The following is a 21,121-nucleotide window of genomic DNA, read 5'->3' as shown; positions in this document are numbered from 1 at the left end:
TTGAATAAGCTAATTGCAGCAACGTTTAAGGAGGAGGTTCCCATCAACATATTCATCGGTTACATTTTTCTTGGACTGTCACTTTCCGCACCGATCGGGCCGATTAATGCGGCGCAATTGGACAAGGGTATCCGCGGCGGCTTCTGGCATGCCTGGATGGTCGGACTGGGAGCGATAAGCGCTGACATTATTTACATGCTGCTGGTGTATATGGGCATTATCCATCTGCTGGACGCCCCTTTTGTCAGAGCCTTTCTTTGGCTGTTCGGCTTTTTTGTGCTGGTCTACACTGGGGTAGAGAGCATCAAAAATGCCGGTGAGCTTACTGCCGACACGAGAGGAAATGTGAATACGCTGACCAAATCCTTTTTCTCCGGCTTTCTGATGTCCCTGTTCAATCCCTTGTCCATTCTATTTTGGCTCGGCATCTACGGTTCCATACTTGCCAAAGCAGCTAATGAGTATCCGATGCAGCAACTGCTCATTTACAGCGGAGCGATTGTGCTTGGAATCCTGCTGTGGGATGTCACTATGGCTGCCGCCTCAAGCATATTCCGCAAACTGCTGACCCCTGCCGTGTTAAAAGCCATCTCCGTCCTCTCCGGACTGTCTCTGGTCGGATTTGGGCTTTACTTCGGATTTGAAGCCTTCAAGCTGCTGTTTATGCCTTAAATTTTACTTCTGCGCAGCCTTATACCCTTGATCCGGAAACCGGCATGAGCAGGAGGGCTGTAACTGCCTATGTGTCCGGTTCCTGCTTCTTCCTGTTTCTCCTCAGGTGCTTCAGCTGCAGCATGGCCTTCCTTCTTTCGTTTGATACGCTGCACGATAACATCGCAGGCGCCAATGATGGCTACCAGCAGCAGTGAGATGTAGAATCCCGGCCGGCTGATCTTGTGAAAAAGGGTCCCGGTAACTGCCGCTGCAATCAGAACAAGTCCGATCCAGCGTTTGACTCCGCTGAGCTTATCAGCCTTCAGGAGCTTTCCTGAGGAGAGCAGAATAAAGGACCAGTTATACAGAAGCATAATCCCGGCGGCCGTCGTGATGTATTCATACACTTTTCCCGGCAGGAGCAGCGACATCACAATCGCCGCAATCAGCCCGCAGGAAATCAGCCCGAGCGCGAATACAGGATATTTATCCTTCCATTTGCGGGCGAACATCCCGGGAGCGTCACCTTCCTGTGCCAGAGTCAGCATCATCGAGGTTACAGCATACAGTGAAGCAGTCATCGTCGAAAAGCCGGCAATAATGAGCACCCCGTTAAAAATATGCGGAACAAAAGCGAGATGATCGCTGCTGAGCGCAAGTACAAAAGGGCTTTCCTTCGGATTAAATACTTTCAGCGGAACCATGGTCACCGCAAGGCCGATGGAAACAATATATACGGTGGCCAGGGTAACCAGCATAACCTTACCTGCTTTGGGGGCATCCTCCGGCTTTTTCAGCCGGTATGACATTATGCCCAGTACCTCAATCCCCCCGTAAGCATAAAAGGCAAATATAAAAGCAGACCACAGTCCGATTCCTCCGGCAGGAAAAATCTCCTTGTAGCCGAGCGGTGCATTTGGCGTGTATTTTCCTCCGCCGATCCAGCCTGCAAGCAGTGCTGCGGCCAGCACCAGAAACATAACAAGCGCCGCCATTTTGATCACTGCGAGCACATTTTCGACACGGTCAAAGCCCTTGTTGCCGAAGAAGACAATCAGCAGTCCCAGTAACCCGAAGCCGGCTGCGAAGACCCACATCGGTATATTCGGGAACCAAAACCGTGAAAAAATGGACAAAGCGGTCAGCTGGCTGCCCATAATCAGCAGCTCCGAGAACCAGTACACCCAGCCGCTGCCGAAGCCGGCCCAGCTGCCGAACGCTTTTTTGGCATAGGAACGGAAAGAGCCCTGCTCCGGATGCTGCGCAGTCATCCGTGAAAGTGCATCAAACACCACATAAGTGCCCACAGCCGCCAGTAAATAAGCAAGCAGCACGGCAGGGCCCCCGATTGAAATCGCCAGGCCGGAGCCTAAAAAATAACCTGTTCCGATGGTACCGGCAACGCCGAGCAGGGACAGCTGCCACCATTTAAGCTTTTTCTCCGCTTTGGATTGATCTGAAGGCTTACTCATGAATTCGATCCTCACTTTAAGTTAGATTCTAAAGTGTCACCTTCAATATCCTGCCCTTTCCTCTCTATTTCATTTTGGTAATTTAATGGATTATTTATGCGGGAACAGCCTGGTGGTCAGTTCTCTGCGGCTGGTCACGCCGGTTTTGCGGAAAATGGATTTCAGATGGTCCTGCACCGTATATGCAGATATGTATAGCGACTCCGCCAGCTCCTTCGTCGACAAGCCTCTGGACAGCATCTCTGCCAGCTCCTTTTCGCGTGGAGTCAGCACACATGCATCAGCCAGCAGGCGGAAAATGTCCGAGGACTTGGCGCAGACAAAAGTTACAGCAAGCTCTTTCTTTCCACCCGTCGCTTCCAGCCGGCTCGCTGTAACCGTCAGGTATGCCCCGTTCTCCAGGCGCAGACACAGACTGGCCGGAGCAGATGCTCCTCCGTCCCCCATCTCCGCCGCCAGCGCACGCAGACACACTGCGTTAACTGGTCTTGGGAGAACTCCGCTGTCCAGCTCCTCCAGCCGGCGCAGCTTGTCCAGCCAATGATTCGCAGCATCATTGGCACTCAGCTGCAGCAGCGAGTCATTCAGAATCAGAATTCCGTTGTCTTCCGGAACAGTATCCGGCTGATCATAAGGAAGCCCAGCTGCATAGCTCCGCAATACGGCGGCAATCAACGGAACAGCCGCTGCAATGATTCTGCATTCCTCTTCCTGGAAAGGGAGCTCATGCGCCGAGCGGAACAAGGTCAAAAATCCCCAGCAGGCTCCCCCGGAAACCAGTGCCGCACGCAGCTCATCCCCGAGGCCTGCTGGCTGTAAAACATTCATATAACGTGCGCTGCGCTCCGGCTTCCCTTCCGTCACACCGCTTAAGCAGGCAACCGGAACCGTCGCCGTTGCCAGCTGCTCATACTTCATGTAATCCTCACGCAGATACTCATACTGGAACAGCAGCGGATGCAGCTCAGTCAGCCCCTGCCCGGTAACTGCACCAGTGGACAGCAGCGTATGCGGATCTGTAGTGGTGCAGCAGGCTGCCGTAAAAGGAACAGCCTTCCGAAGCTTATCGATAACTGCTTCCCTGTACTCCTTGGATGTCCATTTATATTCTTGCCTGTCTGTGTCCAGCTGTTTCAGTATATTGATCATTTGGCTCTCTTTCATGCGGTTGTCCTTTCCTTATCCCAGATAAGTGGGATAGCCGTAATAATGCTCTGAGTCTCATAATGAATATTAACTCTTATTATAACAGGAGAGCGCAAAATTGAGCCTTAGAGACAGGAGCCGATACAATGCAAAAAAACACCACGCATCAACCTAGAGACTGGGAACATCCCGACGTCCATAATTATGAGGCAACAATTGCCGCCAAAATACCCGGTTATACCGTTCTATACAAATGATGGAGCATATACTTGCGGCACATTTAGACAGTGAATCAGATGCACAGGCAGAGCTGCTGATCGTGGGAGCCGGCGGTGGCCAGGAGCTTCTGACGCTCGGAACACGAGGGAACTGGTCGCTGACCGGCGTCGACCCGTCCGAAGCTATGCTGGAGCTTGCAAGACAGCGGCTGGAGCGCGTGCAGCTGAACGCAGCGATAAGCCTCACTCAAGGCACAGTACAGGATCTTGATCATAGCAAAAGGTATGCTGCCGCCACCTGCATCCTGGTTCTGCATTTTTTGCAGGAGCCTGCTCAAAAGCAGCAGCTTCTTGAAGAAGTTTATGATCGTCTTCAGGACGGCGGGATTCTTATTGCAGCAGCATTATGCGGAGATATCAATAGAATCCCCGGCTCTCTGCAGATGAAAGCTTGGAGCTATCATATGCATGCAGGCGGAATAACGGAGCAGGAATGTGAATGGTTTCAGAACTCCATTGGCAACACCTCATTTCCAGTTCCGGAGCATACATTTCAGGATCTGCTCCACAGCAGCGGGTTCACAGGTGCCGTGCGCTTTTTCAGCTCCTACCTGATTGAAGGCTGGTTCGCTGTTAAGCCGGGCAAAGAGGCCGCAGAATGAAGACGGATATTGTAGTTGTCGGAGGATACGGCCATGTCGGGTCACAAATCTGCACCCTGCTCGGGGAACAGTATCCGGGACGGGTATTTGCGGCAGGCAGAAGCCTCGAACGTGCGGAACAATTCAGCCGGGCAACCGGCGGCCGGGTACTCCCAATGCAGCTTACAGCAGGAGAAGCAGATATGGCTTTCCTCCAGCAGACAAAGCTTGTTGTCATGTGTCTGGACCAGCAGGATACTTCCTTTGCGGAAGCCTGTCTGCAGAGCGGAACACATTATGTCGATATCACGGCAAACGGAGCTTTTCTTACGCAGCTGCAAAGGCTGGGGGATAATGGCTATAAACTGCCAGGGACAGCCTTACTAAGCGTAGGTCTGGCCCCCGGATTAACCAATCTGCTGGCCAAAGAGGCCACACAGTCATTGGACAGTACAGAGCAGCTGGATATCTCGATTATGCTGGGACTGGGGGACAGCCACGGCCAGGCCGCTCTTGAATGGACGGTGGACAGTCTGGGAACCGCCTTTGAGCTGACGGAGCAAGGTAGTACTGTAACCGCAGCCAGCTTTACCGGCCGGAAGGCTATCAGCTTTGGCGGGCCCATAGGGAAGCGGCCGGCTTACCGTTTTCCTTTTTCTGACCAGCAGACCCTGCCTGAAACCCTTAACGTCCCTTCAGTATCTACCCGGCTGTGCTTTGATTCCCGGCCGGTCACGGCCGGTATTGCCCTGCTGCAAAAGCTTGGTCTGACCTCCCTCTTCCGCAATCGCAGAATCCGGAACTTTACCGTGGGAGCATTCAGCAGGCTGAAGTTCGGTTCTGAACAATATGCCGTCAAAGTTGATGCATACGGAGTCCGCCAAGGCACAGCTGTACTCACTGAATGGGGCATTCAGGGGTACAATGAAGCAGCCGTTACTGCCAGAGTGGCAGCCGGAGTTGCGCTAAGCATGTGCTCAGGAACCTTTGCACCGGGAATATACCATATCGAGCAGCTGTTTAAGCTGAAGAAATCCGGAGCGCAGCTGTTGCTAGGCTCAGCCGGTCCCGGCCCGGAGCTGCATGATTATCCGATTGATGGGGTTTCCGTCTGGTCCGGACCGGAAATATAAAGCCATCCGCCTTATTTTTGCAGTATAATGGACCCGCGGAACAAACACGTTTCAGCTGATTCCGCAGCCCATCAGGCAAAGGAGGCAACTCAAATGATCTATTTAGACTACAACGCAACTACTCCTGTGGATAAGGCTGTGGCTGATGCTATGCTGCCCTATCTCTATGAGCAATTCGGCAATCCGTCCAGTGAGCATTCCTTAGGGCAATCCGCCAAACAAGCAGTAGAAACCGCCAGAGGCCAGGCAGCCGGTCTGCTGAATGCTTCTGCCCGTGAGATCCTGTTCACAAGCGGAGGCAGCGAAGCCAATAATATGGCGATCAAGGGGGCTGCCCATGCCTGCAGGCTTAAGGGAAACCACATCATTACCTCAAGCACCGAGCATCCGGCTGTACTAAATCCGTGCAGATACCTGGAGCAGAACGGCTATAGAGTGACATACATACCGGTGGATTCCCGCGGTGTTGTGGATCTGGCGGAATTGGAACGAAGTATCTGTCCGGAGACCATCCTAGTCACCATTATGCATTCCAATAATGAGACAGGCACTCTTCAACCCATCCGGGAAATTGCCGGACTCTGCCGCAGGCATCAGATTCTAGTTCATACGGATGCTTCGCAGTCTGCCGGAAAAGTTCCTCTGGATGTAAAAGAACTGGGTGTTGATATGCTGACCCTAGCCGGACACAAGCTGTATGCACCAAAGGGCATCGGCGCGCTCTACATCAGAGAAGGCGTAATCCTTACACCGCTGATTCACGGTGCAGGCCATGAAAACGGACGGCGGGCCGGAACGGAAAATGTCATGTTTGACGTCGCCCTGGGTAAAGCCTGTGAATTAGCCTCTGTACTGAACGATGACTGTAAAGTCCTGACAGACTATTTCTATTCCCGGCTTACAGCCGAGTTTGGCGATAACTTTAAGCTTAATGGCCATCCTGAACACAAGCTCCCTAATACGCTAAATGTCAGCTTTACCGGATGGGAAGGACATGATCTGCTAAATGAGTTGGATCAGGTAGCCGCCTCTGCAGGCTCTGCTTGCCATGCGGGGGATTATACAGGCTCACCTGTGCTGAAGGCCATGGGGATAGAGGATTCCATAGCACGCGGTGCTGTCCGGTTCAGCCTGGGGAGGTATACCACCGTTGAGGAAATTGATGCGGTGATGGATCAGCTGGTAAGAATTATTAAGCACAGGCGGTAAAAAGATAAGCTGGTCACAGTCCGCTATAACCCGCCTGCGTCAGACCGTCACACCGTGATTAAAGTGCAGGATCTTCGGCCGGTATTGTGTAATCCGCGAGAAGGGCGTGCTGCTGGGCTTAATTGGATTTCCTCCGCTTAATTCTGTCCTAGTCCCTCATTTATGAGCTTTAGTTGGAAATTCTCCAGCTATTTCAGTGGAAATATGCCTTTGAATTCTAACTCGGTACATTTAAGTGGAGTTTTTCCAACTGGTATTGAAATACCGGTATTTATCTGAGAATTAGATGGAGAAATTCCACTTCCCCCTAATCAAATAAAATCATTTTTTCGCCGTTAAAAACAAAAATTCCACCTAATCCCATCAAGATAAACAAGGGAATTAGGTGGATCTTTTTATTGCAGCTGAGGAATCTGCTCGCTCAAATAGGAGTTTACAGCTGCCTCTGCCTCATCCAGATTATTCACCGTGAAGGTGATTTTTTCGACATTCTCATATTGGCCCGCTGAGTGGCCGTACTTCGGATCATAATAATGCTCCAGCAGCAGCGCCACCGCTTCCCCGAACAAATCTGCCTGCAGGGTCCGCTCAATTTCGGCCGCCACCGGAATATGAATCCGGGATTTGATACTGAGGAAGGCAGCGATATATTCGTCTTTGAACTGCTCCGGCTGGTAATCCGCCAGAATCTGCTGTACCCGCGCCTCCAGCGGCATCTCTATCCAGATCTGCGCGGCGGTTTCCTTCCGGCTGGCCAGGAACTGCGGCATAACTACCTTGCCGATCTTTTTGCTCTCCGCTTCAAACAGGATGTAAGGCGCCTGCTCCAGTGCGATCAATTCCTCCAAAAGAAGGCTGTCGAACGTTTTCTGGTTGCTCGGCTGAAGACCGATTTGCCCGAAGATCGAGCCGCGGTGTCCGGCCATCCCCTCCAGATCCAGTACCGGGTGACCCTGTTTGCGCAGCCGGTGCAGCAGATTGGTTTTGCCGGTGCCTGTATTTCCGTGAATAACATAAGGCTTTGGTTTGAGGTCGTAATGCTCAAGCTCCTCCAGCACCCATTTACGGTAAGCCTTGTAGCCGCCGATCAGCCGGTAGGCGTGAATATCCATCAGGGACAACACCGTCGCCGTGGTCCGGCTCCGCATGCCTCCCCGCCAGCAGAACACCGCCTTCTCTCCCTGCACCGCCCCGAACTCTTGAATGAATGAGGGCAATTTTGCAGAGATGATGTCAAGCCCTTTTTCCTTGGCCGCCTGCACGCTTGTCTGTTTGTACAGGGTTCCGACCTCAGCCCGTTCCTGATCATTGAAAAAAGGAATATTCAGGCTGCCCGGCACGGTTGCGTCTTTATATTCTGAAGGCGAGCGGACATCAATAACCGTAATTTCCTTGCGGCTGCGCAGCGCCCTTAATTCTTCTAATGTAATATCCTGAAACAATATTCTCTCTCCTCCGAAGCGTTCCTGTTCACCTTTTATTGCGCAGCTATAACCTTAATCTGCCCAGGGTGCTCTTCTGTTACTTCTCCAATACATGCCGCTTCCACACCGGCTTCAATCAGCTTCTCCAGCAGCTCCCCGCTGTCTTCAGGAGCGACCGACATCAGCAGACCGCCGGAAGTGACCGCATCGCACAGGATATAGCGGCTCAGCTGGTCCATCTCCTCCGGATACAGAATACTGCCTTCCAGATGGGAAAAGTTGTTCTTGGTTCCTCCGGGAACAAACCCCTGCTCCGCAAGCTCTCTGACCCGGGGCAGCATCGGCACATCATTTTGGCGGATAATGAGTCCCTTCCCGCTTCCTTTCGCCATTTCCGAGGCATGTCCCAGCAGTCCGAAACCGGTCACATCCGTGCAGGCATGCACATCATAGGAGAACATTATCTCAGCAGCTGTTTTGTTCAGCGAGGACATCACTGCAGTAAGGCGGGCCGTCTCTTCCGGAGTGAGCTGATCCTTCTTGATCGAAGTCGTCAGGATGCCCACACCGATCGGTTTGGTTAAAATAAGCTTGTCCCCCGCCCGCGCCGCCGCATTCGTTCTCACTTTATCCGGATGCACCAGCCCTGTTACGGCCAGCCCGAATTTCGGCTCCTTATCGTCAATGGAATGCCCGCCTACGAGCGTAGCTCCGGCTTCCTGCACCTTGTCGGCTGCTCCGCGCAGAATATCCGCCAGGATGCTTTTATCCAGAACGGAGATGGGGAAGGCTACAATGTTAAGTACTGTAAGGGGCTTGCCGCCCATGGCATAAATATCGCTTAACGCATTGGCTGCGGCAATTTGCCCGAAGGAATACGGGTCATCCACAATCGGTGTAAAAAAATCAACCGTCTGCACCAGCGCCAGCTCATCGCTAAGCTTGTACACGCCCGCATCGTCACTCGTATCCAGTCCCACGAGCAGATCCGGGTTCGGTACAGCCGGCGGCAGATTGCGGAGCACCTGCATCAGATCGGCGGGACCGATTTTGCAGCCGCAGCCGCCTTTGGAAGATAATGAAGTCAGTTTTATAGGTTCAGCTTGTGACATCAAGACACAGCTCCTTTAAATGAAATGATTAACTCTTTAATCTTACACGAAGAACATCATAATGACAAAATATAAGTTACTAATCCTGCTTCCTGTGCTATACTATTATTCTTGAATTTTTTAGGAAAACGGGGGAAAGACATGTCTGCCACAACTTCTGGGCATCCCGGGAAGGGCTATAAGCCTTCCAGGTTAACGATTCTGCTCGCACTGGTCTTTGTTGTCATTGCGGTAGCAGGTTTGTCCTATGTGAAATGGTGGCCTTACTACCACAAGGCGATCAAAGCTATAACGGAACACTCCATCGGCTCATCCATATTGACCGGTGAACAAGGCGAAATGCCTGCTCCCTCTTTTCAATCCGCATGGGATTACGCCCTGACTTATTTTAATGCGGTCTGGAAAGCTGCAGTTCTCGGCATTCTGCTCGGTTCCCTGGTTCAGGTGCTGCTCCCGTCCCAATGGCTGTTGAAGGTTCTCGGCAAAGCGAACTTCAGGAGCACGGCTCTCGGCGGCCTTGCATCCCTTCCGGGAATGATGTGCACCTGCTGCGCCGCACCGATTGCCGTCGGACTCCGTAAAAAAAATGTTTCCGTCGGGGCAGCGCTTGCCTTCTGGCTGGGTAACCCGATGCTGAATCCGGCGACACTTATCTTTATGACCTTCGTGCTGTCCTGGAAATTCACGCTGCTGCGCATTGTGTCCGGCCTGATCCTGACTTTTGCCGTCAGCTATTTCGCAGGCAAACTGGCCGGAGGCTCTACTGTCCCTGAGCCGGTCGATGAGCTGGTCAATAAACCCGCTGAACACGAGGCTAACTTCTGGATACGCTGGCTGCAAAGCGCCGGAAGAATGCTGCTGACGATCGTCCCCGCTTACCTGGTTACAGTTCTTGTGCTGGGCGCAGCCCGGGCCTGGATGTTCCCTGCACTGGGAGAAGGCGCCTTTAACGGCATTCTGGCGGTTATTATCTTTACAATTGCCGGCACCCTGTTCGTCATCCCGACTGCAGCCGAAATTCCGATCATTGCAACCTTCCTTTCCTTCGGCTTTGGCACAGGCGTTGCAGGTGCGCTGCTCGTTACTCTGCCGCCGGTCAGCCTGCCTTCGCTGCTGATGATCTACAAATCGTTTCCGCGCCGGGTCGTCTGGTTCGTGGTGGCCTCGGTAATGGTACTTGGGCTGCTGAGCGCCGCAGTTGGATCCATATTTTTATAATAAGAAAACCGCCTTGGCAAAAAGGCGGTTTATTGTGCTATCAATTCTCTTTAGTTGAAACGTCGTATTACTCAACTGTAATCTTCAATCAATGAGATTTTTCCTTCCTTAATCTCGAATTTTGACATTCCATTTAAATGCAGCTTATCCCCGATTTTTAATCCGTTAGGTAAATCCACGGCAAGAATACCTTCATAATCAATTCCAACCTCTGCTTTGTCATTTATGACACTGTACCCGGTGATTATCTGGCGGCGGCTGGTGAACATCGTTGACGACTGTTCTGCCAATTCCCTAAAGGCTTGTATTCCTCTGGTTTCCGTGGTGGTTTCTTCATTGGAAATATTCCTAAATATTATATCCTTGTGCAAGAGGTTAACCATGCTTTCAATTTCAAATGAATTGTATGCCTCAAGATAGTTTTCAATTATATCCCTTATTTCTTTGCCAACCATAACAATCACTCCTCTCTGAACCTTTATATATAGAAGGCTTATTCCCAATACTATAATACTATATTTTGGAATATCCCTGCCCCTTTGCCGCAAATAATAGATAAGCTTTCGTACAGTGATATTTACCTTTTCGCAGAACATATAACGTTTAACATAGCCATAAAAAAAGGCAGTCCTGCTAACCCGTAGTTCTGGGTAGCGGACTGTCTTTTTGCTAAAATAGCAGCCGGAAGTCCAAATATTCACTGGAGTCACGACTAATTCCAAAACCGATAAATCACGTTCAATCTGCACACCTTATTTCCCCATATGAAAACGGCGGTATCTCATGACCCTTCTGTACATCGACTTATTTTTCAGCTGATTGAAAATATAAGGATCAGGGTTCATATTTACCTCAATAATCCACGGCGTCAGCGACCGGTCGAGTCCGACATCCACGCCGATCTGCTTCATTTTGGGATAGGTTTTCTGCATATGGGCAGCGATCCTGGTCCCGAGTGTATTCAGTTCTTCTGTCAGCACAGCAAGCCTGCGTTCAGACAGATGGGCCGACAGCAGACTCTCTATCGCGGTCGGCTTGCCGCCGCTATGATAATTGGTCACGATTTTGCGCGGATGCCCGAGCCGGCCGATGATACCGGTCGCCTCCCATTTCCCTTTGGGACTGAGCTGGACCATGACACGGATATCAAAACGGCGGTTATTGTGCTTCAGCAGGTGAATTCCTTTTTGAATGAGATATTTCCGGCTTCCGGTCTTCTTCGCGAGACTCTTATGAAAAGCATCAAAGCTGTCAAAATGGCGGACGGTTTCTTCATATTGATAAGTATAGCTCTGCCGCCCGGTCTGCTCGGCCCGGATTACACCGTTCCCATAGGTTCCCCGCTCCGGCTTGACGTAGACCATTCCATAGCTGTGGATCATCTGCTCAAGACTCACTTTGCTGAATCTGCGGGTATCTGGAATAAAAGGCTTCACCGCCTTGTTGCGAAGCAGCAGCTTGGTCTTGAACCATTTGCTTGATCCGGTTTGTTTCTGCTTATCCTTCACACTTGCACACTCCTGTCCGGGTGGGATGTCCCGCCCTGTTTTACAATGTCACAGTATCGTATGCAGGATGGAGCTGTGCTGAATAAATCATCTGTCCCGTAATGGAAGATTAACTTTATGGCGGCCGCCGCCCGGTCAAAACAGGGTTAGCAGACATATCCTAGTGCAGACGCTGAGGTGTCAATTTGTGCACGGAGATGAACCTATGCCAGCTACTACTGCAGGCCGGAGTGTCAGCGGTCCTCCTATAGACGTCCTGATCCCGGCCATTGAAAAGGATCTCGCCACCCTGCCCCATGTGATAGACAGCCTGCGCCGCTATGTCCGCCATCCGATCAGCAATATTTACATCGTTTCCCCGGACAGCAGCAGCATCAGAAGCCTGTGCTCGCGCAAAGGCTGTGTTTTTGTAAATGAGACTACCGTACTGCCGTTTACCAAAAAGGATATCCGCTACTCCTCGACGCGCTGGAACCGTTCAGGCTGGCTCTACCAGCAGCTGCTGAAAATGAACGGGGATCATATCTGCCGGGAAAAATTCTTCCTGGTTGTTGATGCCGATACAGTTCTCATTACTCCGCACCGGTTCCGGGCGAACGGGAAAAGCATTTTTTACTGCCGCAGCTGGAGCCAGCCGGAATACTTTGTTACTTACCGTAAGCTGCTCGGCACAGCCGCCCCTTCTCCCAGATCCTTTGTAACCCACTATATGCTGTTCGAGAAAACCAGGCTGGCCGCGCTCAAAAGGAAAATAGAAGCCCGGCACGGCATGCCCTGGCATGCCGCCATTATCCGCAGCATCAACAAGAAAAAGCAGTTCGGTTTCTCCGAATTCGAGACGTATGCCAATTATGTCTACAGCAGGAATAAGGACGCAGTGATCCTGAAGAGCGCGGGCAATAAATCCCTGAAAACACCTGCGGGCACGCTGAAAAAAACACAGCTTCAAAAGCTGGCACGCTCCTACCGCTCCTTGTCTTTCCATCAGCGTAAGGCATATTCCATTCCAGCCAGGCATTAAGCGTGAAGGAGGAAGGCAGCCTTGCATACCATCCTGTTATGCGGAGGTTCCGGGCAGCGGCTGTGGCCGCTGTCAGGCCCTGTCCGCTCAAAAATGTTCCTGAAGCTGCTGCCGGCTCCCGGCGGGGGCACCGAGTCGATGATTGAACGGGTGTGCCGGCAGCTGGAGAACAGCAGTCTCAGCCCATCAGCATTGTTCGTGGCACATGAGGACCAGACATCCCTCGTGCGCCGGTATACGGGGAACAGGTACGAAGTTCTCGGGGAGCCGCATAAACGCGGAACCTTTACGGCAGCTGCATTAGCTGCAGTTTATTTGTATGCCTCCCGCAAGGCTAAACCGGAAGATACTATATGCGTGGCTCCTGCAGATATGTATGCCGATGACGGATTTTTTCAGTGCTTCCATCAGTTCACGGATATTCTGTCCGCTTCACAAGCCGAGCTTGTACTGCTTGGGACAAGACCCGCCCATCCTTCGGATCAGTATGGCTACATACTTCCGGAGAAACCAGGCGGTAACACGGCTTATTCCCCTGTCCTGTCTTTTGAAGAAAAGCCTGATTCTTCTAAGGCCGGGGAGCTGATCAGGAGCGGCGCGCTGTGGAACTGCGGGGTTTTTGCTTTCAGGCTCGGCTTTATGCTGAGCCATCTGGAGCAAATGGGACTCCCTGCGGAGCCGGCTGCCTTCACCGCACTGTACCCGGGTTTTCCCGTACGCAGCTTTGACAAGGAAATAGCCGAACGGACCCGCAAAGCTGCAGTGCTCCGTCACGAAGGGGAATGGCGCGATCTGGGCAGCTGGGATACGCTGACTGCCCGGCTGCAGCAGACGGTGACAGGACCCGGAGGAATCTGGGGAAACAGCGGGAATACACATATTGTGAACGACTTGAAGCTGCCCATGATTGTCATCGGTGTTCCGGATATTGTTGCTGTAGGAAGTCCGGACGGCATCCTGATTGCCGGTAAACAAGAGGCGAATGCCATTAAAGACATTGTGCATCCGCCTTCAGCAGAGGCCGGTTACGGAGAAACCGCCTGGGGGCATTATATGGTCCTGGACCGGACCGGAAATGAAGGAGAGGTTGTGCTTACGGTTAAGCTGTTTTTGCTGCCAGGGCATGAGATGCCTGAGATGCCTTGCCTGCATAGCGGCAAACACTGGGTTATTTTATCGGGGCATGGAGAGGTTGTGCTGAACGGCCTGGCCCAGGCTGCCCGGAGCGGCGATTCGTTCACTGTAAACGGAGGCGACCTGCACGGAATCAGGGCTTTTGCTGCAATGGAGCTGCTGGAGATCCGGAGGGACGACCGGACGGAGGAAGTTGCGGTGTACAGCTCTTAGCCTCACCGTAAGTATATTAAAAAGAACAAGCTGACATCCGGCGGCCGGAGACAGCTTGTTCTTTGACATGATTATACTTATAAATATTAGTTGGCCATCTTGCTGTAGCTGGTCTCGCTCACTACACGGCGGGCAGTCACATAACGGTCGCGGTAATAGGAGTCTGTGAGCTTGCTGATTCTTACACCTTTGCTGCTGGAAGAATGAGCGAACTCACCGTCACCGATATAAATACCTGCATGCGAGATTCCGGAGCCGAGCGTATTGAAGAATACCAGATCTCCTTCACGGAGATCATCTTTAGCTACGGGTGTGCCGGCTTTGGCTTGCGAGGCTGAGGTGCGCGGCAGGTCACCTGAATTGAATTTTTCCATAATGTACAAAATAAATCCGGAACAATCGAAACCGGCGGTTGTAGTACCGCCCCATTGGTAAGGGGTTCCCAATACCTCTTGAACTTCGCTATTCAGTGATGATGTACTGGCGTATGTGCTGACTGGAGTGGACGTGAATAAAACTGCAGCTCCCATTAGAGACAAAATGAACTTTTTCAGAAACCTTTTCTCCCTTCAATGCCTACGGAGTTAGCTGAGGGTTCGGTTAAAGGTTCCCTATATTCCTTTGCCTTCAAGAATAATTCACCCAAGATTGGTTCCCCCGTTTTCGAAACGAAATTCGGCAACAACTCATTAATTTTTTGTAACTATTGATTCAATAGTATTGTATCCTGCTTCTTCCTGTCAATCCTATTTCATATATTCCTGTGTAAACTGCGATAACATAAATTCTGCACGGCAACGTGAAAATTGCTGAAACTTCCTTCTGATGTTACGTCAGGTGTAAAAATCAGGGTTATTTTGCGTGGTCAGCGCCTGAATTCATCAAAACCTTCATCTATGAAAATAGTAAAAATAAGTAACATTAATGTAATCATTAGGACATAGCTGCCCACTTTTTTTATATCGGTGAGAGGGTGGGGATACTTTAGGAAATATGAGAAATAGTACAATACAAATTTGACGCAGCGCTGAGAGGGGGTTGGGGGGATTAAGTGAAGGGCCGGTTATGGCCCCCTTATCCTCTGATCCTCTTCTTCTCTTCTCTTCTTCTCCTTTTATTCTTTTATCCTCTTCTCTCCATACCTCTTTTCATTTTTCTCTTTTCTGCTTTTCCTCTTTTCCGCTTTTCTGCTGTTCTGCTTTTCTGTTTTTCCTCTTTTCCGCTTTTCTGCTTTTCCTCACCCCTCTTTTCCTTGCAGCTAGCGGTTCAGTGAAATTACAGTGCCCACTGCCAATCGAAACTATCAGTATGTATAGGATATAGGCTCATCCTAATTGCAATTTGTCCTTCAACTAGCATAATGGTTAGGCTTATGAGGTATTTGTGCCTCTCGTTTCGCCGCTGTGGCTGATTTCTGCGGATTCGGAGGTATTTGTGCTTCTCATTTCGACATTGTGGCTGGTTTCTGCGGATTCAGAGGTATTTGTGCTTCTCATTTCGCCATTGTGGCTAGTTTCTGCGGATTCGGAGGTATTTGTACCTTTCATTTCGCCGTTGTGGCTGGATTCTGCGGATTCGGAGGCATTTGTGCCTCTCATTTCGCGGTGTGGCTAGTTTCTGCGGATTCGGAGGCATTTGTACCTCTCATTTCGCGGTGTGGCTAGTTTCTGCGGATTCGGAGGTATTTGTGCTTCTCATTTCGACGTTGCGGCTAGTTTCTGCGGATTCGGAGGTATTTGTGCTTCTCATTTCGCCGTTGCGGCTGGTTTGTGCGGATTCGGAGGTATTTGTGCCTCTCATTTCGCTGCTGGGGCTGATTTCTGCGGATTCAGAGGTATTTGTGCTTCTCATTTCGCCCGCCAGCCGATTTCCAGCGGAATTAACGGGACTTTTCCCGTTCATTTCGCCCGCCAGCCGATTTCCAGCGGATTCAACGGGACCTTTTCCCGTTCATTTCGCCCCTCAGCTGATTTCCAGCGGATTCAACGGGACTTTTCCCGTTCATTCCGCCCACCAACCGATTTCCAGCGGATTCAACGGGACTTTTCCCGTTCATTTCGCCCGCCAGCCGATTTCCAGCAGATTCAACGGGACTTTTCCCGTTCATTTCGCCCGCCAGCCGATTTCCAGCGGATTCAACGGGACTTTTCCCGTTCATTTCGCCCGCCAACCGATTTCCAGCAGATTCAACGGGACTTTTACCGTTCATTCTGCCCGCCAGCTTATTTCCAGCGAATTCAACAAAGCGAAGGTAAGCGATCTGCACAATACTAAAAGCGTACGCTGTTTATGTACGCTTTGGCTTTTCAACTCTACTTTTACAACCCGTCTTCTACAGCTCCGTTCCGATTCCCCTCATCCTTGCTTCATTCACATAATACACACCTGTAGCAATATCGAAGACCGCCATGCCCATCGGGCTGAAGAGGACCGGCTCCTCCGCCGGAAAATCGGCCAGGCAGCTCCGGCAGACCACATCGGTAATCAGCCGGACACCGTCCCGGCTTAGCCCCTGCTCCAGATGAAGCCGCTCGATATCGGTATTCTCACGGCAGACCTCATTCCAATCATCAACAATGATGGCCTTTAAGGCTGCAAGCGCCTCCGGCTGATAGTCCCGCAGTGAAACATGGAGCAGAAGGCTGCCCGGCGCAGGGGGTACATCTATATACCTCTCGGCCGACACCGTGCAGGTGATGAACACATTGGATTGCTGATATACTTCCTCCCAGCTCTCCGCCACTTCTGCCCGTTCCGCATACGGTGGTGGGACTTTGCTCAAATCTGCTCCCTTGATATCAAAGATCCGGATACGTTCAATTTTGTCGCCGTAAAGAGCAGCAGCCATTTGCACATGATACTGTCCAACCGGTCCCCAGCCGATGATTCCCAGATGAATGTTCTCCGGCTGCCGTGCCTGTATATAGTGGCGGAGCATCAGCCCGCTGATGGATGACGTTCTTACGATGCTTGGAATCGCGGAGTTCAGGATGGCGGACGGCTGGCCGGTCTCCGGATCATTCAATACAGTGAGGCTGTGCGCACGGGGTAGTCCGGCCTGGATATTACCGGGAAAGCTGGCGATCCATTTGATTCCGGCAGCCTTAACCTTTCCGCCCACGTAAGCAGGCATGGCAATCATCCGGTTAAGCGGATGGTTGTACCTCAGGTAAGGCTTCACCGGCTGTGCAAAATCACCGGAATCCAGAATGCGCACTGCGGATTCCATGGTATCCACCAATGCAGGCCAGTTCACGCCTATGGCCGTAATGTCATGATCATTTAAATACAGCATGACTTTATTTCCTCCTCTCTCCGTCCTTAATCGGGTCCCGCCTGCCGAACTCCCTCTGTACCCAGCTCTCCGAGAACACCGTATCAAGGTAACGTTCTCCCCTGTCGTGCAGAATGACCGCGCAGACGGCCCCCGCCTCTATTTCCTGCTCCATCTGCCTGACAGCCGCAATATTCCCGCCGGAGGATGCTCCCGCCAGAATCGATTCCTGCTGAGCCAACGCCCGGCAGCCTTCGACGATCTCCCAATCCGAGACGTAGAGGTTACGATGGATTAAATCCTGTCTGTAAAAAGGCGGCACAATTCCGGCTCCAAGCCCGGGGAAACGCCTTTTACCTTTTTTTCCGCCAAAAATAATGCTGCCCTCTGCATCCACAGCGATAATCTTAGTCTTCAGTCCGTGATCTCTGGCGTATTCTGCAAGTCCGCGGATTGTCCCGCAAGTACTGACGCTGCAGAACAAATAATCCAACCGTTCAAGCGCAGTCACCATCTCTTTCATCGTTGTATGGTAATGGGACAAATAATTATGGGGATTGCCATACTGGTTGGGCCAATAGCTGCCCGGCATCTCCCGCAGGAGCTGCTGCACACGGTTCAGCCTCGCGGGCAGGAACTCCCCGGTTTCGGGATCCGGTTCGTCCACATAAGCAATCTCTGCGTTCAGCGCCTTCAGGATCTGCAGGTTCGTACGCGTCGTTCTGGGGTCTACCACGCAGATAAAACGCATTCCCAAGCAGCTGCAGATCATCGCCAGGCTAATCGCCATATTGCCCGAACTCGATTCAATAATGACCGAACCCGGACCTATGCTCCCTTCTTTCCAGGCCTCGGTAATCATCCGCAGGGCCGGCCGGTCTTTGGCGCTTCCCCCCGGATTCAGCAGCTCCAGCTTGGCGTAAACTTCAAATTTACTGTTCCGGAACAGCGTATTCAGCTTGATGAGCGGTGTATTTCCTATTTTGGACAAAATACCGCCTGCGGTGTCTATCCCTGGACCGCCTGCATTCTGCTCATAATACAGCTTCTTGTTCTTGACCTTACCGCTGTCCAGCTGGTCGCCTTCGGCGGCCAAAATCACCTCAATATCGCCAAGCAGCCCATTGCGGATCATCAGGCCGATCTCCGGAATACATTCCCTGATCTCCTCCCGGACCGCCGCGATGACGGATGGGTCTGCGGATTTGCTTTTAATATAGACTGCCAGCGCGTTGTTCTTCACTCTGACCCGGATGATCGCATCCTTCAGATGGCGGTATACGACCTGTTCGATATCGTACAGGCTGATTTTCTCGCCGTGCTTGAGCTCTTTGCCTACCCTTTTGACAATGGCCGCAAAGCTCTGCTTCTCCACACCGTCGATCACTACGGGCCGAAAATCCCTGACCACATCATAGGTAACAAAACGTAAAGCAGGCAGCTTCCTGCGGACATGTGATGTAAGCACCAGGATACTTTCGCCCTGACCCAGCGGTTCGAGCTCCCCTCCCAGCTCCTGTGTCCCGATTCCCTCTGCAGCAATTCCGTCTGCAAAAATATACCGGCCCGCATCATGGTCATAATACGCAATTGTGCCTATTTCAATAGACCCGTACGTATCGATAATGTCGCGCGGCTCAAGGCCGAACACGGCGGCCATATTCCTCTGCCATTCCGGTGAGGCGATCTCACCGACCAGTATGATTTTGCGGATTCCGAAGGACTGCGGATCTGCGGCAGCATGGACGATATGATCCAGAATAGAAGGCATTGTGTACAGCAAATCCGGCTGAAAATCCTGAAGAGCTTCGATATGCTGCGCGACCGGGAGCTCGAACGGAATTGAGCAGCTTTTCATACCCAGCCGTTCAAAAATAGCCAGCGCCGTGTTCGCTGCATGTCCGGTGCCCATATCCGCCAAAGCCTTGCTGCAGCCGCTGCCCGCAAGCAGTTTGGCATACAGCTTTGTTTTGATGTCCACATAGTGCCTGTCGTCTTCCGCAGAATATACAATCGATTTTCTTTTGCCTGAGCTTGTACCGGATGTGCGGTATACAGCCAGCGACGGGTCGGCGGTCCGGCTGTAATAATAGGTGTCCATAATTTCTGACGTGAGCAGAGGAAGATCCTGCAGACTGTACTCCCCCCTCTCACCGCTGAGAAGCCCCTTGTACCATGGGAACTCCCCGATGACTTCAAGCACTTTTTTCTGCAAATCGCCGAACGGCATTCTGGCCGCCTCCTGTTGGCCGCACCTGCAGCCGCATTAATATACACCTGCAATAATCATATGTACAATGTGAACCGGGTGTTCTGTTCCTGTGCATCCGCCCAATCAAAAAGCCCCGTATTCCCGTACAATAGCCTACAGACATTTCAGGAACGGAGGGACAGGATGAAAAAGCAGCTGACGCGAATATCCAACAAGCTGACGAAGACTAGGGTGCTGCTCCGAAGTCCGGAGTTAAGAAGACATATTCCGGTAACTCGAAAAATGGATCAGGCCATCCTCCTGGACATGCTTGGCAGATACAAAATGGTGTACATCAAGCCATGCTGCGGTTCCTTGGGCCAGGGGGTAATCCGGGTTGAACGGTATGGGGACAGCAGCTGGAGATATCAGGCAGGTACGGTCGTGCGCAAATTCAAGGGTTACCGCAGGGCATACCAGGCAATTCATAGTGAAACTCAAGGAAAACCCTATCTGGCGCAAAAAGGGGTCCGGCTGCTGGCCTATAAGGGACGTCCTTTCGATATCCGGGTAATGGTGCAGCGGAATCTTAAGGGCGCATGGGAAGCTACCGGGCTTGCAGGACGCGTCGCCCATCCCCGCAAAGTGGTCACCAACGGCAGCCAGGGAGGAACTATATTTCCGGCAGAGGTGCTGCTGAACGCCAACACAAGCTCAGAGAAGAGCAACGCATTGATAGCGGAAATGAAGCGTATCGGGGTAAAGTGCGCGAGACAGCTGGCAACGGCTTATCCCGGCCTGCAGGAGATTGGTGTGGATATTGCCATCGACCGGCATTTTAAACTATGGATTCTTGAAGTAAATACCGCTCCAGACCCCTGCCCGTTCACCAAGCTTCCGGATAGCAGCATGCTTCAGCGGATCATCAAATATGGCAAAGCCCACGGTCGCACTTACAACTTGAAGTGTATGAAATCAAGGAAAGGGATGGGCTGATTTAGGTGCAGCCCTTAGCCGGGGCGCAATGTACTCGGTTTTTCGAGTACATTGGGCGCTTTTCACGGCGCCGGGATGCAATGTACTCGATTTTTCGAGTACAGTGGGCGCTCCTCGCGGCGCCGGAGTGCAATGTACTCGGTTTTTCGAGTACAGTGGGCACTTTTCACGGCGCCGGGGTGAAATGTACTCGGTTTTTCGAGTACATTGGGCGCTTTTCACGGCGCCGGGATGCAATGTACTCGGTTTTTCGAGTGCAGTGGGCGCTCTTCTCGGCGCCGGGGCGTATTGTACTCGGTTTTTCGAGTACATTGGGCGCTTTTCACGGCGCCGGGGCGCAATGTACTCGGTTTTTCGAGTACATTGGGGGCTCCTCGCGACGCCGGGGTGCAATGTACTCGGTTTTTCGAGTACATTGGGGGCTTTTCACGGCGCCGGGGCGTATTGTACTCGGTTTTTCGAGTACATTGGGGGCTTTTCACGGCGCCGGGGCGTATTGTACTCGGTTTTTCGAGTACAGTGGGGGCTCTTCTCGGCGCCGGGGCGCAATGTACTCG

General features: G+C 51.8%; 19 protein-coding genes and 1 riboswitch. Of the genes, 9 read left to right on the top strand and 10 right to left on the bottom strand.

From position 1 onward, the window contains the following. The first annotated feature begins 42 nt into the window (after positions 1–42). Positions 43–672, top strand: a complete 630-nt coding sequence (locus C2I18_RS23305; RefSeq protein ID WP_249902220.1) for a LysE family transporter — start codon at positions 43–45, stop codon at positions 670–672. On the opposite strand, the gene C2I18_RS23300 is transcribed toward C2I18_RS23305, so the two are convergent. Continuing rightward, positions 669–2,126 carry an amino acid permease gene (locus C2I18_RS23300; protein ID WP_249898102.1) on the bottom strand — a complete coding sequence of 486 codons (1,458 nt, stop codon included), beginning with the start codon at positions 2,124–2,126 and terminating at the stop codon, positions 669–671. The genes C2I18_RS23305 and C2I18_RS23300 overlap by 4 nt on opposite strands. Before the next feature lie 90 nt (positions 2,127–2,216). After that, positions 2,217–3,290: a helix-turn-helix transcriptional regulator gene (locus C2I18_RS23295; RefSeq protein ID WP_249898101.1), complete on the bottom strand. Its 1,074-nt coding sequence runs from the start codon at positions 3,288–3,290 to the stop codon at positions 2,217–2,219. 235 nt (positions 3,291–3,525) lie between these two features. On the opposite strand from C2I18_RS23295, the gene C2I18_RS23290 reads away from it, so the two are divergent. The 3 genes from C2I18_RS23290 to C2I18_RS23280 all read left to right on the top strand — a co-directional run bounded on the left by C2I18_RS23290 (position 3,526) and on the right by C2I18_RS23280 (position 6,473). After that, positions 3,526–4,152, top strand: coding sequence for a class I SAM-dependent methyltransferase (locus C2I18_RS23290; protein ID WP_249898100.1), 627 nt, complete (start codon positions 3,526–3,528; stop codon positions 4,150–4,152). Then, complete coding sequence (locus C2I18_RS23285; protein ID WP_249898099.1) at positions 4,149–5,264, top strand: saccharopine dehydrogenase family protein; 1,116 nt, start codon at positions 4,149–4,151, stop codon at positions 5,262–5,264. The genes C2I18_RS23290 and C2I18_RS23285 overlap by 4 nt, the downstream gene beginning before the upstream one ends. 93 nt (positions 5,265–5,357) lie before the next feature. Beyond that, on the top strand, positions 5,358–6,473 hold the full coding sequence (locus C2I18_RS23280) for a cysteine desulfurase family protein (protein WP_249898098.1): 1,116 nt from the start codon (positions 5,358–5,360) through the stop codon (positions 6,471–6,473). A gap of 395 nt (positions 6,474–6,868) precedes the next feature. Here C2I18_RS23280 and mnmH read toward each other — a convergent pair whose 3' ends face one another. Continuing rightward, complete coding sequence (mnmH, locus tag C2I18_RS23275) at positions 6,869–7,915, bottom strand: tRNA 2-selenouridine(34) synthase MnmH (protein WP_249898097.1); 1,047 nt, start codon at positions 7,913–7,915, stop codon at positions 6,869–6,871. A gap of 35 nt (positions 7,916–7,950) precedes the next feature. After that, positions 7,951–9,009: a selenide, water dikinase SelD gene (gene selD, locus C2I18_RS23270; RefSeq protein ID WP_249898096.1), complete on the bottom strand. Its 1,059-nt coding sequence runs from the start codon at positions 9,007–9,009 to the stop codon at positions 7,951–7,953. 141 nt (positions 9,010–9,150) lie between these two features. Here selD and C2I18_RS23265 point away from each other — a divergent pair, with 141 nt between their 5' ends. Then, positions 9,151–10,227, top strand: a complete 1,077-nt coding sequence (locus tag C2I18_RS23265; RefSeq protein ID WP_249898095.1) for a permease — start codon at positions 9,151–9,153, stop codon at positions 10,225–10,227. A 71-nt stretch (positions 10,228–10,298) separates the two neighbouring features. Here C2I18_RS23265 and C2I18_RS29755 read toward each other — a convergent pair whose 3' ends face one another. Further along, a complete protein-coding gene (locus tag C2I18_RS29755; RefSeq protein ID WP_342760315.1) occupies positions 10,299–10,976 on the bottom strand; it encodes a nuclear transport factor 2 family protein in 678 nt (225 codons plus the stop codon). A gap of 3 nt (positions 10,977–10,979) precedes the next feature. Then, positions 10,980–11,735 carry a YheC/YheD family protein gene (locus C2I18_RS23255; protein ID WP_249898094.1) on the bottom strand — a complete coding sequence of 252 codons (756 nt, stop codon included), beginning with the start codon at positions 11,733–11,735 and terminating at the stop codon, positions 10,980–10,982. 205 nt (positions 11,736–11,940) lie between these two features. Between C2I18_RS23255 and C2I18_RS23250 the strand changes: the two genes are divergently transcribed. Continuing rightward, positions 11,941–12,756 (top strand): DUF6492 family protein, encoded by an 816-nt coding sequence (locus C2I18_RS23250; protein ID WP_249898093.1) that lies wholly within the window; start codon positions 11,941–11,943, stop codon positions 12,754–12,756. A 21-nt stretch (positions 12,757–12,777) separates the two neighbouring features. Further along, positions 12,778–14,103: a sugar phosphate nucleotidyltransferase gene (locus C2I18_RS23245; RefSeq protein WP_249898092.1), complete on the top strand. Its 1,326-nt coding sequence runs from the start codon at positions 12,778–12,780 to the stop codon at positions 14,101–14,103. An 86-nt stretch (positions 14,104–14,189) separates the two neighbouring features. On the opposite strand, the gene C2I18_RS23240 is transcribed toward C2I18_RS23245, so the two are convergent. Then, on the bottom strand, positions 14,190–14,657 hold the full coding sequence (locus C2I18_RS23240) for a C40 family peptidase (RefSeq protein ID WP_249902218.1): 468 nt from the start codon (positions 14,655–14,657) through the stop codon (positions 14,190–14,192). Between the two features lie 4 nt (positions 14,658–14,661). Beyond that, positions 14,662–14,794, bottom strand: a riboswitch (cyclic di-AMP (ydaO/yuaA leader). A gap of 679 nt (positions 14,795–15,473) precedes the next feature. Continuing rightward, positions 15,474–15,701, bottom strand: coding sequence for a hypothetical protein (locus tag C2I18_RS23235; protein ID WP_249898091.1), 228 nt, complete (start codon positions 15,699–15,701; stop codon positions 15,474–15,476). 169 nt (positions 15,702–15,870) lie between these two features. Between C2I18_RS23235 and C2I18_RS23230 the strand changes: the two genes are divergently transcribed. Further along, the gene (locus C2I18_RS23230) at positions 15,871–16,377 is read left to right on the top strand and encodes a hypothetical protein (RefSeq protein ID WP_249898090.1); all 507 of its coding nucleotides are present in this window, start codon (positions 15,871–15,873) and stop codon (positions 16,375–16,377) included. Between the two features lie 58 nt (positions 16,378–16,435). Here C2I18_RS23230 and C2I18_RS23225 read toward each other — a convergent pair whose 3' ends face one another. Together C2I18_RS23225 and sbnA are read right to left on the bottom strand one after the other, a co-directional pair. Then, complete coding sequence (locus C2I18_RS23225; RefSeq protein ID WP_249898089.1) at positions 16,436–17,398, bottom strand: 2,3-diaminopropionate biosynthesis protein SbnB; 963 nt, start codon at positions 17,396–17,398, stop codon at positions 16,436–16,438. Between the two features lie 4 nt (positions 17,399–17,402). Further along, positions 17,403–19,607, bottom strand: a complete 2,205-nt coding sequence (gene sbnA, locus C2I18_RS29750) for a 2,3-diaminopropionate biosynthesis protein SbnA (RefSeq protein ID WP_342760314.1) — start codon at positions 19,605–19,607, stop codon at positions 17,403–17,405. A gap of 165 nt (positions 19,608–19,772) precedes the next feature. On the opposite strand from sbnA, the gene C2I18_RS23215 reads away from it, so the two are divergent. Beyond that, on the top strand, positions 19,773–20,564 hold the full coding sequence (locus C2I18_RS23215) for a YheC/YheD family protein (protein ID WP_249898088.1): 792 nt from the start codon (positions 19,773–19,775) through the stop codon (positions 20,562–20,564). The last annotated feature ends 557 nt before the right edge of the window (positions 20,565–21,121 follow it).

Source organism: Paenibacillus sp. PK3_47, assembly GCF_023520895.1.
Lineage (GTDB): Bacteria > Bacillota > Bacilli > Paenibacillales > Paenibacillaceae > Paenibacillus_AQ.
This window is presented reverse-complemented; position numbering and strand designations above follow the sequence as displayed.

Excerpts from the sequence above, each read along its gene's own strand:
- C2I18_RS23300 (WP_249898102.1), bottom strand. The coding sequence starts at position 2,126 with ATGAGTAAGCCTTCAGATCAATCCAAAGCGGAGAAAAAGCTTAAATGG.
- C2I18_RS23295 (WP_249898101.1), bottom strand. The coding sequence starts at position 3,290 with ATGAAAGAGAGCCAAATGATCAATATACTGAAACAGCTGGACACAGAC.
- C2I18_RS23290 (WP_249898100.1), top strand. The coding sequence starts at position 3,526 with ATGATGGAGCATATACTTGCGGCACATTTAGACAGTGAATCAGATGCA.
- C2I18_RS23285 (WP_249898099.1), top strand. The coding sequence starts at position 4,149 with ATGAAGACGGATATTGTAGTTGTCGGAGGATACGGCCATGTCGGGTCA.
- C2I18_RS23280 (WP_249898098.1), top strand. The coding sequence starts at position 5,358 with ATGATCTATTTAGACTACAACGCAACTACTCCTGTGGATAAGGCTGTG.
- selD (WP_249898096.1), bottom strand. The coding sequence starts at position 9,009 with ATGTCACAAGCTGAACCTATAAAACTGACTTCATTATCTTCCAAAGGC.
- C2I18_RS23265 (WP_249898095.1), top strand. The coding sequence starts at position 9,151 with ATGTCTGCCACAACTTCTGGGCATCCCGGGAAGGGCTATAAGCCTTCC.
- C2I18_RS23250 (WP_249898093.1), top strand. The coding sequence starts at position 11,941 with ATGCCAGCTACTACTGCAGGCCGGAGTGTCAGCGGTCCTCCTATAGAC.
- C2I18_RS23235 (WP_249898091.1), bottom strand. The coding sequence starts at position 15,701 with ATGAGAGGCACAAATGCCTCCGAATCCGCAGAATCCAGCCACAACGGC.
- C2I18_RS23225 (WP_249898089.1), bottom strand. The coding sequence starts at position 17,398 with ATGCTGTATTTAAATGATCATGACATTACGGCCATAGGCGTGAACTGG.
- sbnA (WP_342760314.1), bottom strand. The coding sequence starts at position 19,607 with ATGCCGTTCGGCGATTTGCAGAAAAAAGTGCTTGAAGTCATCGGGGAG.
- C2I18_RS23215 (WP_249898088.1), top strand. The coding sequence starts at position 19,773 with ATGAAAAAGCAGCTGACGCGAATATCCAACAAGCTGACGAAGACTAGG.